The organism is Vagococcus silagei (genome assembly GCF_004795745.1).
Classification (GTDB): Bacteria; Bacillota; Bacilli; order Lactobacillales; family Vagococcaceae; genus Vagococcus; species Vagococcus silagei.
In genome coordinates, this window is sequence record NZ_SDGV01000018.1 from 1 (window position 1) to 13,225 (window position 13,225).

The following is a 13,225-nucleotide window of genomic DNA, read 5'->3' on the forward strand; positions in this document are numbered from 1 at the left end:
GTCCAGTTTGACAAAGAGCCTCAATTTGCTATCGGTTTTACAGTTTACAATTTATTATAATATTATTATTAAATGCGTGACGCCTCATCAATTTGATCAATCGCTTGATGAAGATATAAATCAAATTCAAAATCCGTCTCTTGATACGACAAATCTTCAAGTAAAGCACGTGAGAAACTAGCAATCATCCCATGATTTTCGGCTAATTTTTGATCGGCTTCAGTACGAGAGAATCCACCAGAAAGTGCAACTAATCGGACAACTTGTTCATAGTCCATTAGTTCACGATAATAATCTGGTTTGGAAGGTAGACTCAGTTTTAATAAAATTTTCACTTCTTTTGGTAGTACGTTTAATTCAGCAATAATAGCTTTTTTTAGGATTTCTTCTGCTTGCGCTTTATCCTTTGCATGAATATCAATTTCAGGTTCAATCGTTGGAACTAAACCTAAATGAAAGACTTTTTTAGCTAGTTCAAATTGTTGCGCGACAACAGCTTTGATACCTTCTTCATTAGCATGATGAATGAAGGAACGTTGTTTTGTACCAAAGACATGATGCTCTTTAGCATCTAGTACTTTTTCCTCAAGATTTGGAATATCTTTCATTAATTGCACACCATTTTCTTCTGGTAATAAACCTTCATCGATACTCAAAAATGGTAAGATATGTTTCTTTTGCCATAAATAGTCTGCAGTATAAAGACCTTCAATTTGACGTTTCATTGTATCTTCAAAAATAATAGCGCCTAAAATATGGTGCGAAGTAAATTCAGGACTCATTAAAATACGTTTACGCATGTCATGGATTAAATCATACATTTCTTCTTTACTATGATAAGTGCTATCCGGAATACCATAATCTCTTAACGTACTTGGTGTGCGTCCACCGCTTTGATCCAGAGCTGCAATAAATCCTTCGCCTGACGACATTCTTTCTAATTTCTTTTCATCTATCATTTAATGCACTCCCTTTTGTTTTTTTATTCACAATAGATTGTACTTTTATTATAGTACAATCTGAAATCAAATAAAACGATAGCTAGACATTATCTAGCATTTTTTATCAAAACATACCTTTTCGTGGCATATAATCTCAAAAAGACAACAAAATTTTTCAATGAAGAAAAACTTTCGTTGTCTTTTAATTTTATTTATGATAGGCATCGATTGCTAGTAACAAGCAACCCGTCAAACCAGCGTTATCACCTAAAGCGCATGGTAAAATATAGTCTTCAAGATTAGGCGTCACCACATAACCATTCAGCAAAGTCTTAAATCTAGCTCGAATAAGTGGAAATAGCTGTGTCTGTTTCATAACCCCTCCACCAAGAACAATTTTTTCAGGTGAAACAATTAATGTCATCGCAACTAGTGCTTGAGCCAAGTAATCAGCCTCAATCTCCCAAGCTTGATGTGTCGGATCTAAAATTTTGGCAGAATCACAATAACGCTTTCCAATTGCTGGTCCTGATGCCATCCCTTCAAGGCAATCAGCGTGATAAGGACAATTACCTTCAAAGTGATCATCCGGGTGGCGTTTAATGCCGATATGGCCTGCCTCCGGATGACTAAATCCTTCAATAATTTTATCTTGAATGATAATCCCAGCACCAATTCCAGTCCCCACTGTGATATAAACACAACTAGAACTACCAGCTGCTGCACCCTTTTTGATTTCACCAAAAGCGGCCGCATTCACATCTGTTGTCCAAGCATAGGTAATATCAAAATGTTGCTTCATCACATCTAGAAAAGCATAGTTAGCCCATGCCAATTTAGGTGTTGACGTAATTGAACCATATGTATCTGATTTTGGATTAATATCAATCGGGCCAAACGAGCCAATCCCAATTGCTTTTATCTCCGGATAACCTTCGAAAAACTGAATCACAGCTTTCATCGTTTCATCTGGTGTTGTCGTCGGAATGCTAATTCGTTCAATCAAAGATAGATTTTCATCACTCACTGCACAAACAAATTTTGTCCCACCTGCTTCAATTGCTCCAAAAATCATGGTTCACACGCTCCTATCAAGATTTATTTTTTATTTTACATCGTAAACGTTAAAATATAATTCTCTCATGTAATCAATTAAGTAACTTGGATTTAGATTTTCACCTGTTGCATCCATAATCAATTGACTTGGTTTTCTAGAACTACCATATTGGTGAATATGTTTTGTTAACCAATGTAAAATAGGTGAATAGTCATCTGATGCTAAGACTGCTTCGACATCAAATTCTTGGTTCATCACATGATGTAATTGAGCAGCATACATATAACCTAAAGCATATGATGGGAAGTAACCAAAACTACCGCCAGACCAATGCACATCTTGTAAGATACCCACAAGATCATTTTCAGGTCGAATGCCTAAGTATTCTTCGTATTTATCATTCCAAATCTCAGCTAAATTATCTAATGCCACACCTTCGTTGAAAATCATTTTTTCAATTTCATAACGAATAATAATATGTAATGGGTAAGTTAATGTATCAGCTTGAATACGAATTAAGCTTGATTGTGTTTTCTTCAAGCCATTGTAGAATGTTTCAAAATTGACATCAGCAAATATGTCACCAGTAATTTCTTGTAAAACAGGATATTGTTTTTTCCAGAATGAACGGCTGCTACCCACGATAATTTCATTAAATAATGATTGCGATTCATGAATACCCATTGAAACACCACCAGATAATGGTGTGTAATCATATTTGGCATCAATATTTTGTTCATACATACCGTGTCCAGCTTCATGAATTGTACCCAATGTCGCCACGATAAAGTCGTCTTCAATCCAGTTTGTAGTAATACGCGCATCATTACGGTTAAGATCTAACATAAATGGATGGACAGTTTCATCTAAACGACCTCGTTTAAAGTCATAACCTAAATCAGTCACAACACGACGTACAAATTCTTCTTGTTGTGCTTGTGACACATGACGATGTAAGAATGATGTATCAGGTTCAGTCCCTTTTTCAGCTAACTCTGCACGGATTTCCATAATACCGTCTTTCACTTGGCCGAAGACTTCATCTAAAATTTCAGTTGTCATCCCTGGTTCATAAAGATTTAATAACACATCGTAAGGTGTTTTTTCATCCTTACGCCATAAAGGAATGAATTCTTTATTGAAAGCAATAATTTCTTCTAAAGTTTTCTTGAAGACACCATAATCTTTTTGTTGACGTGCATCGACCCAAATACTATGTGCTTCAGAAGTTAAACGTGAATATGCTTGGAAGCGATCCACAGGAATATTATTGTTTAAATCATATTCTTCTTTAACTTTTTTATAAACTTCTTGACCAAATTCAGATAATTCCGCTGGGTTTTCTTCAAAATAATCTAAGAAAGCTTTCATTTTTTCATTCGTGCCTTTTTCAAAGGCCATCCCTGCTAAATAACTTGATACTTCAGCACGGTAGCCAGCCGCTTCTTCAGGCATACCTGTTTGGCTATCCCATTCTGCTAAACCAACTGCCTCGTTGATTAGTGAAATTTCTTTTAAATACGCTAAAAACTCTTGCTCTTTTGTCATTTTAATCTTCCTTTCGTGGTTGACGTGGTAGGCGTTTGCCCCAATATTGGAATAGATCCGTACGGAGAGACCCATTATAAAGTTTACGTTTTTTCGTTGCTTTACTACCATAGTGAGTTTCGAATGATAAATCACTGGTTAAAATATATTTACTCCAAGTATCTAACGGTTTATAAATTTTACCCATCTGTTTGTACAAACGTTGAACGCCTTCTTCATCTCCCAAACGTTCACCATATGGAGGATTGGCAACAATCACACCATATTCTTTAGTTGTTGTAAAGTCAATTAAGTTCATTTGTTTAAATGTAATTGCATCTCCCAAGCCAGCTTCTTCCGCATTTGCTTGCGCAATGGCAATCATCTTAGGATCAAGATCAGTTCCCATGATGTCTAATTCAATGTCATAATCCGCTTTTTCTTCAGCTTCAGCACGTACTGTTTTTGATAATTCTTTATCAAACCAGCTCCATGTTTCAATTAAGAATTCGCGATTAAAGCCTGGGGCTAAATTACGACCAATCATAGCTGCTTCAATACAAAATGTTCCTGACCCACAAACCGGATCATAGAACGGACGATCTTTACGCCAATTTGTTAAAGAAATAATCGCAGCAGCCATATTTTCTTTAAGTGGCGCGCCACCTTTTTCTAAACGGTAACCACGTTTAAATAAACTTGGACCTGTCGTATTTAATGTTAAGGTTACTTTATCTTTTAAAATCGCCACTTCAATTGGATATAAAGCGCCTGATTCAGGCAAGCGTCCGTAACGAGAATAGTACTCACTAAGTCTCGACACAATCGCTTTTTTGGTAATTGCTTGACAATCCGGAACACTATATAGTGTTGACTTAATTGATTTTCCTGATACTGGAAACTCGGCATCCATTGGTAAAAACTTTTCCCAAGGTAATGCTTTCGTTTGTTCAAATAAATCTTCAAATGTTTTCGCTTCAAATTCACCAACAATAATTTTAATTTTATCCGCAGTTCGTAACCATAAGTTTGTTGTTAAAATTGTACGCATATCACCTTTAAACAAAGCTTTACCGTTTTCAACTTGGCAATCAATTCCTAGGTCACGTAACTCTTTACCGACTAACGCCTCAATACCACTTGCAGCAGTGGCTACTAACTTATATTCTTCCATGCTTCGATTCCTTTACATTTTATTATTCTTAAAAAAAAAACCTTCCAAAAAAATTGGAAGGAAATCCTGAAATAATATAGTTTTCTGTAAGCCATGTTCTGTCTTGTTATTTCTTTCAGGAAAAATAACAAGGATAACCATCTGTCTACAGAATACTCTGTCCCTTCTCATAAGTTCATTTCCCTGAGAAAGGTGCCCCTACCATAAGTTTGGGTTGCTCGCTCGAGGGGTTTACCCGTTCCACTAATTTTATTTCTAAAATTACTTCGTCACTGTGGCACTTTTCAAGACTACTTGAGCATGACGCACGCGCTTTAGCTCTTTTGTCTGCCGTTACCTTCTACAAGGTACCTTAACTTATTGTTTCGTTAAGCACGATCACTACACGCATCTCAGCCTGTGCGAGCATGGACTTTCCTCAACATCACCGAAGCGATACTGCGATTATCCGAAAACTATATTATTAACTTGTTTATTCTACTTGATTAAAAGCGTTTTGTCATCTCTAAATCATCTTTTTCATCTAAAACTTTTTGAGCTGCTTCATTTAGTGTCGTACGTGCTTTACGACTCACTTCAGATTCAACTACACTCTCTTCTTCAAGTTTGTTTCCGAAAACATGTTTTTCAAGATTTGATAGACGTTTTAGAATATCAAAGTTTGTAATTGCATTTGATTTTGGTGCTTCTTGTTTCATGCGAGATAGTGTCGCTTGATTTTGTGTTAATTGATCCACTTTATTAACAAGACGTTGATTTTCTTCTTTTAATGAAATGATTTCTTGATTATATTGTTCGTAATCTTTAATCACGTTATCTAAAAATTCGTCAACCTCTACTGGATCATAGCCACGCATTTTTGATTTAAATTCTTTTTGTAAAATGTCTTTTGCTGCATATGTTAGTTTAGCCAATGCTTACACCCATCCTTTAATTGTCATTTTTAATTGAAGTTTTATTGAAGTTTTTCTTGACTCTCATACTTCCCTACATTACACTATAATCATTTTTTGAACGATTGACAATCATTTTATGAAAATAAAATCAAATCTTCACAATTTCATATAAAAACCTAAAGAAATCTTTTATTTCCTTTTCAATATAATTCAAGTTTTGATATAATGTGGGATAGGAGTGTGATTAACCTGACTATAAATTATCCGCAAGGAAGTAACTCCTCATTTTCAAGTTCAAAGAGACCGGCTAACGCTAAGCCAAAAACTTTTGCGAATCGTGGCATGTCACTTGAAGAGGATATTAATCAAAGTAATTTATACTATCTTTCTAAAAAAATAGCGGTCATTCATAAAAAGCCTACCCCTGTACAAATTGTTAAGGTTCATTACCCAAAACGAAGTGCGGCTGTCATTACAGAAGCCTACTTTAAAGAAGCCTCAACAACAGACTACAACGGCATTTATCGTGGTCACTATTTAGATTTTGAAGCAAAAGAAACAAAAAACAAAACATCTCTTCCTTTGACAAACTTTCATGATCACCAAATTCTTCATATGAAAGCCTGTCTTGAACAACAAGGAATTGTGTTTATCTTAATTCGTTTTTCTTCATTACAAGAAACTTACCTTTTGCCGGCATCAATTGTGATTGATTATTGGGATAACCAAATCAAAAACAAAAAGAAATCTATCCCCCATTCGGTGATTCAAGAAAGTGGATATGAAATCCAACCTGGACTATTTCCCAGAATCCCTTATTTAGAAATAATAGATAAATATATTTTAAAAGGAGACTCTTAGCTATGAAGAAACAGGATTCCAATCGTAATGGTGGAACTAAAAGAAAGCGAAAAAGAAAATTTAAGATTATTTTCGCTCTCATATTAATTTTATTTTTTGTTCCGCTCATGTTAGGAACTGGTGTTTTTCTATACTATATTAAAGACACACCTGAACTTGAATTTTCTAAATTAGAAGATACGTTATCTTCTGACATTTATGATATGAATGGAAAATTCATTATGACAGTTGGTGCTAAAAAAAGAGAAACAATCCCACCAAATCAAATTCCGCCAGTTTTAAAAGATGCGATTCTTTCAATCGAAGATCGACGTTTTGAAAAACATATCGGTGTTGACCCAATTCGGATAGTTGGGGCTGCCCTTTCAAACTTAAAGGGCAATCATACCCAAGGTGGGAGTACTCTAACGCAACAATTGATCAAACTCTCGTACTTCTCACATCGTAAAGAAGATCAGAACTATAAACGAAAAGCTCAAGAAGCATGGTTAGCGATTAAATTAGAAAAAAATAAATCAAAAGATGAAATTTTAACCTACTACATCAACCGTGTGTATATGGCAAACGGAATCTACGGCATGAAGACTGCAGCAGCAACATACTATAATAAAGATTTTAACAAACTTAGTTTAGCGCAATATGCGTTACTTGCAGGACTGCCTCAAGCGCCAAATGACTACGATCCATATGCACATCCAGATATGGCTAAAACGAGACGAGATTTAGTTTTAAGAGAGATGCATGAAAACAAAAAGATTACGGATAAGCAATATAATGAAGCAACTGCTGTTCCAATCGAAGATGGACTAGTACCACTCAAGAATGATGATTTAACGAATAAACAAATTGTTTCAGATTATTACCTCAACGAAGCAATTAAAGAAGTTCAAGAAAGAACTAAAAAAGATGTTTATACTGATGGATTAGATATCTATACAAATATTGATATCGACGCACAAAAATACTTATACGGTTTAGTGAATAATGATAATTCTGCGATTAACTTCCCAGATAGTAAATTCCAAACTTCTGCTACCTTAATTGATGTAAAAACAGGTTACGTTCGTGCTCAGATTGGAGGGCGTAAACTTGGGAATAATCAGAAAAAATGGAATCGTGCCGTTGAATCAAAACGTGATATCGGATCAACTGCAAAACCTCTTGTCGCCTATGGACCGTTAATTGAAGAATCAAGTTATGGTTCTGGTCAGATTTTTGTCGATGAACCTTACTTTTATAAGAGTAGTAAAAAACCTGTTTACAACTATGATAAATCTTATCGTGGTGCTCTCACAATGCGTGAATCATTAATTGACTCGCGTAATATTCCTGCACTAAAAGCTTTAGATGAAGTTGGAACAGATAAAGCAAAACATTTCATCTCAAACTTAGGACTTAAAAATGATGTTTATGAAGGAACAGCGATCGGTTTCCAAGCTTCAACTGAAAGTTTGGCCGCAGCATACTCTTCTCTTGCAAATGGTGGGGTTTACTACCGTCCTTCTTATATCAATAAAGTTGTTTATTCTGATGGTGTTGAAGAAAAATTTGAACCTCAGGGAAAACGTGCGATGAAAGAATCAACAGCATATATTATTACTGACATGTTGAAAGATGTCATTCGTCGTGGTACGGGGATACCAGCTAGTATTCCAAACTTAATTCAAGCTGGTAAAACAGGTACTTCTAACTATTCAGATGATGATGTTGATAAAATTAAAGGAATCGGAAGTCCTGACATCTCATTCGCTGGTTATACACCAAAATATTCATTAGCAATTTGGACCGGATATGATGAATACTTCCAAGCAATACCTGTTTACGATCAACAACTTGCAATGGATATTTATAAAAACTTCATGGCTTATCTTTACCAAAGTAAGAATCTTGAAATAACTGACTGGAAGATGCCAAATGACGTTGTCAGATATGGTACTGAGGTTTATGTCAAAGGCCATACAAACACACAATATAAATATCAAACTTATGAATATACAACTGAATATTACGAGGAAGACGATGAACCGTCATCTTCTGAAGTAACACCTGCTACAAAATCAAAAGAATCAACAGTAAAACCACCAGTCAGTGAAACAAAACCACCTGAAAATTCTAATGATGGTGGACAAACTGAAACACCATCTACTGATGACTCTGAAAATGAAGACAATTCAGAGTAATAACAAAAAAGACAGACTTAAAAGTCTGTCTTTTTTGTTACTAGATTGATGGATTTTCGGAGGTTGAGTTGACAATTAAACTAATTTTGTTATTCAGACAAAAAACGTCTGCATACCTGTTTCATCTTTTTATTGAGTTCAAAACTCTCACTATGACACCCGCTCTTATGGAGCTTCGTGAGCAGGCTTTCGGCACTAAACGACTCATCGCTTGACGCAAACGGCGTCACCTTTTTCTTCCCCCATTTTTTTCTCTGCTGTTGCTAACAAAAGACGAATTCGGTTTAATTGATTGACGATTGAGACTCCTGGATCATAATCAATGGCAGCAATATTAGCGCCTGGGTATTGATGGCGGAGTTCTTTCATCACACCTTTTCCAACGACGTGATTTGGTAAACAGCCAAATGGTTGTAAACAAATAATGTTTGGTACATCATTTTTTAAGAGATCAATCATCTCACCAGTTAAGAACCAACCCTCACCTGTGTGGTTACCAATCGATAGAATTTTACTCGCATCTTCTGCTAAACGATCAATTGGCGTGATACCGGTAAAACGCTTCGAAGCTTTTAAGGCTTCATTCATTGGTTTTTCACAACGTTCAATTAACTTAATTGCAAATTCAGCAATCCATTTTGATTTTTTACTAAAGCCTAAGTTTTCGTATTTCCAAATTGAGTTATACAGTGAATAATTCATAAAGCCAGCAATCCCAGGTACGACTGCCTCAGCTCCCTCACTTTCCAAAATACTAATCACATCATTATTGGCGATGGGTGAGTATTTTACAAGAATTTCACCCACTACCCCAACTTTGGGTTTTTTAACATCGTGAATTGCAATATTATCAAAATCATTGACAATTTGATACATATTTTTCTTGAATAGTCTAAAGGACCCAACCTCAATACTATGTGCAATTTTTTTAAGCCACTCATCATGTAGCTCGTTTACCGAACCAGGTACTACCTCATAAGGTCGCGTACGATAAACAACTTTTTCAAATAAGTCGCCATACAGAAAAGCAATCGCTACTTTCTTTAATAATGGAATACTCATCTTAAAGCCTGGATTTGATTCGACACCTTGGTTACCAAGTGAAATGGAAACCACTGGAATTTTATCAAAACCAGCATCAGTTAATGCTTTACGTAAAAGCGGAATGTAGTTTGTCGCACGACAGCCTCCACCTGTTTGTGTCATCAAAACACTAGTATTTTCTAAATCATATTTACCTGACTGTAAAGCTTCAATCAGTTGTCCAATTGAAATAATAGCCGGATAACAAGCATCGTTATTTACAAATTTCAAACCAACATCAATCGCTTTTTTATCTTCACTCGGCAAACAAACAACATCATAGCCACTTGCTTTAAGAGCTACATCTACCAAGCCTTCTTGATGAATTGGGCTTAACATTGGTAATAACAATGTGTGTCGTTTTCGCATCTCTTTGGTAAAGACAATTTTTTCAGGTTCTTCAAATTTTAGTTCCGGTAAGACATTTGTTTTTTCACGTTCACGAATGGCAGCGTTCAGTGATCTTAAACGAATTCTTGCTGCACCTAAATTGGAACCTTCATCAATTTTTAGAACTGTGTAAATTCGACCATATTGACGCATAATTTCTTCAACTTGATCGGTTGTGACAGCATCTAAACCACAACCAAATGAGTTAAGTTGTACCAACTCTAAATTTGGTACCTTTGCCACAACACGCGCAGCAGCGTACAGTCTTGAGTGATAGACCCACTGATTAACCACACGTAAATTTTCGACATCACCAAGATGACAGATACTATCTTCCGTCAAGACATGGAAACCTTCTTGGGTAATGATATTAGCAATCCCATGATTAACTTCCGGGTCAATATGGTATGGTCGACCAGATAAAACAACTGCTTTTTGATTGTCACGTTGGATTTGAGCAAAAATTTTCTCGCCACGCTTTTGTAAATCTTCTTTAAATTTGTCCATTTCGGCAAAACCATGTTGTACAGCTTTCGAAATATCTTCGTCACTGAAATCAAAATCAGAAAAACACGTTTTTAATTGATTCACGACCGAAGCAGTATCCGCCAGATTCAAATACGGATTACGATAATCGACTTTTCCCTCACGAATATCATCCATATTATTTTTAATCACATCAGAATAACTTTGAACAATCGGACAGTTGAAGTGATTATCGGCATTCGTATCTTCAACTCGTTCAAAAACAACCCCTGGATAAAAAATTATTCCAACTTGTTCTTTAATTAAGGCTGCAATATGTCCATGCACCAATTTTGCCGGATAACAAACCGTATCGCTCGGAATGGTCTCAATGCCACTTTCATAGAGTTCTTTATCTGAATTTGGAGATAAAACAACACTAAAACCCAAGTCAGTGAAAACTGTATGCCATAATGGATAATTTTCGTACATATTTAAAACTCTCGGAATACCTATAGTTCCGTTTGGCGCTTCTGCTGCTTTAAGTGAGCGATACTTAAAGAGTTTGCGATACTTGTAATCCACTAAATTTTCACGACGATCTTCTTTAGCAATTTTTTGTTGCGCTCCGCGTTCACAACGATTTCCGGTAATAAATTTTCGACCATCTGAAAATAACGTAATCGTCAATAAACAATTATTTTTACAAAGTTTACAATGCGTAAATTCTTTTTCAGATTGCAAATTATCCATCTCATTCAAGCTTAACATGTCACTATTCGTTTGATCTAAAGAGTATTCTTCACGCGCAATCAAACCCGCCCCATATGCTCCCATCAAACCTGAAATAGTTGGACGAATCACTTCACGACCACTTATCAACTCAAAAGCGCGCAAGACTGATTCATTATAAAAAGTCCCACCCTGACAAACAATCGTTTCACCTAAATCATCGGCTTGTTTTAATTTAATTACTTTATACAGCGCATTTTTAATCACAGAATATGCCAATCCAGCAGAAATATCACCTGGCGTTGCGCCCTCCTTTTGAACCTGACGGACTTTCGAATTCATAAAAACTGTACAACGTGAACCTAAATCAACTGGTGTTGCTGACTCAAGTGCTGCTTGAGCAAAATCTTCGATATTATAATTTAGACTTTTAGCAAATGTTTCAATAAATGAACCACAGCCAGATGAACAAGCTTCATTTAATTGAATCGAAGAAAGTGCACCATTTTCAATCGTCATGGCCTTCATATCTTGGCCACCAATATCAAGAATAAAATCAACTTCTGGTGCGAAATAACTTGCTGCCTTGTAATGTGCCACTGTTTCAACTTCACCAATATCGACTTTTAACGCATGTTTAATTAAATGCTCCCCATAACCAGTGACAGCAGTCTTTGCAATATAACAGTTTTTTGGAAGTTGGGCATAAATATCTTTCAATATTCTAACAGTTGTTTCCAAAGGTTGACCTTCATTATTACCATAAAATTGATACAAGAGTTGCGCCTCATCTCCAATCACAGCAACTTTTGTTGTCGTTGAGCCCGCGTCAATCCCAATAAAAATTGGACCTTCGTATGATTTAAAATCAGCTTCAACAATTGTCGCGCGTTGATGACGATCACGAAATTCTGCCAACTCCACTTCATCTTTAAAAAGCGGTGGCAATGTATCGCTCATACCTAACGATTTTTTAGGTGAGGACTGTAAGATTTCAATTAAATCATCCAGTGCAATTGCACCTTCACGCTTAATCGAGAGTGCCGCACCAAATGCGACGAAAAGTTGCGGATTTTCTGGAAAAATGACTTGATCCTCATTTAAGTCCAATGTTTCAATAAAACGTAAACGCAGCTCACTCATAAAGTACAGTGGGCCACCGAGTAAGGCAACATTACCTTTAATTTTACGCCCTGCTGCTAATCCAGCAATTGTTTGATTCACAACTGCTTGAAAAACACTCGCTGCGATATCTTCTTTCCTAGCTCCTTCGTTAAGAAGAGGTTGTACATCTGTTTTGGCGAAGACTCCACAACGTGAAGCAATCGGATAAATGGTATGCTGATTTTTGGCTAATTCATTTAAGCCAATAGAATCAGTTTTAAGTAAACTTGCCATTTGATCGATAAAAGCACCCGTTCCACCAGCACAACTCCCATTCATGCGTTGTTCTAATGAACCTTCAAAAAAGGTGATTTTAGCATCTTCACCACCAAGTTCAATTGCAACATCCGTTTCAGGAATTAAGACTTCAACTGCCTTGGTTCCAGCAATCACTTCTTGGATAAACGGCATCTCTAAAAGTTCAGAAAGACCCATTCCTCCTGAACCAGAAATCATAAAATACAACGTCGCTTGTTTCGGCAACACTTCCTTCAATGTTAATAAAACATCCAATGTTGCCTTTTTTACATCAGAAAAGTGACGTTCATAAGTTGAAAATAATAATTTGTTTTCTGGATCCAACGCCACACACTTAACTGTCGTTGAACCGACATCAATTCCTACACGAATATTCATTTTAGTTTTCATTCCTTTTTAACTAACCAACACCTTGTTGATTATCTAACATGATGTTTGATATACTATATAGTATATTCTAAGCGACATTAAATAATTTTCAATCATCAAAATATGGT

General features: G+C 35.9%; 8 protein-coding genes and 1 other RNA gene. 2 read left to right on the forward strand and 7 right to left on the reverse strand.

Features of this window, described 5'->3' with window-relative positions:
* Positions 1–68: 68 nt before the first annotated feature.
* The 6 genes from ESZ54_RS08640 to gpsB all read right to left on the reverse strand — a co-directional run bounded on the left by ESZ54_RS08640 (position 69) and on the right by gpsB (position 5,613).
* Positions 69–959 (reverse strand): fructose bisphosphate aldolase, encoded by an 891-nt coding sequence (locus tag ESZ54_RS08640; protein ID WP_239433786.1) that lies wholly within the window; start codon positions 957–959, stop codon positions 69–71.
* 190 nt (positions 960–1,149) lie between these two features.
* The gene (locus tag ESZ54_RS08645) at positions 1,150–2,016 is read right to left on the reverse strand and encodes an ROK family protein (protein ID WP_136137278.1); all 867 of its coding nucleotides are present in this window, start codon (positions 2,014–2,016) and stop codon (positions 1,150–1,152) included.
* A 30-nt stretch (positions 2,017–2,046) separates the two neighbouring features.
* Complete coding sequence (locus tag ESZ54_RS08650; RefSeq protein ID WP_136137279.1) at positions 2,047–3,546, reverse strand: carboxypeptidase M32; 1,500 nt, start codon at positions 3,544–3,546, stop codon at positions 2,047–2,049.
* 1 nt (position 3,547) lies between these two features.
* Positions 3,548–4,699, reverse strand: a complete 1,152-nt coding sequence (locus tag ESZ54_RS08655; RefSeq protein WP_136137280.1) for a THUMP domain-containing class I SAM-dependent RNA methyltransferase — start codon at positions 4,697–4,699, stop codon at positions 3,548–3,550.
* 82 nt (positions 4,700–4,781) lie between these two features.
* An RNA gene (gene rnpB, locus ESZ54_RS08660) (RNase P RNA component class B) lies at positions 4,782–5,155 on the reverse strand.
* Between the two features lie 29 nt (positions 5,156–5,184).
* Positions 5,185–5,613: a cell division regulator GpsB gene (gene gpsB / locus ESZ54_RS08665; protein WP_136137281.1), complete on the reverse strand. Its 429-nt coding sequence runs from the start codon at positions 5,611–5,613 to the stop codon at positions 5,185–5,187.
* Positions 5,614–5,844: 231 nt separating this feature from the next.
* On the opposite strand from gpsB, the gene recU reads away from it, so the two are divergent.
* Together recU and ESZ54_RS08675 are read left to right on the forward strand one after the other, a co-directional pair.
* The gene (gene recU, locus ESZ54_RS08670; RefSeq protein WP_420824363.1) at positions 5,845–6,456 is read left to right on the forward strand and encodes a Holliday junction resolvase RecU; all 612 of its coding nucleotides are present in this window, start codon (positions 5,845–5,847) and stop codon (positions 6,454–6,456) included.
* 2 nt (positions 6,457–6,458) lie between these two features.
* Positions 6,459–8,636 (forward strand): PBP1A family penicillin-binding protein, encoded by a 2,178-nt coding sequence (locus tag ESZ54_RS08675; RefSeq protein ID WP_136137283.1) that lies wholly within the window; start codon positions 6,459–6,461, stop codon positions 8,634–8,636.
* 204 nt (positions 8,637–8,840) lie between these two features.
* On the opposite strand, the gene ESZ54_RS08680 is transcribed toward ESZ54_RS08675, so the two are convergent.
* A complete protein-coding gene (locus ESZ54_RS08680) occupies positions 8,841–13,106 on the reverse strand; it encodes a 2-hydroxyacyl-CoA dehydratase (RefSeq protein WP_136137284.1) in 4,266 nt (1,421 codons plus the stop codon).
* Positions 13,107–13,225 lie beyond the last annotated feature (119 nt).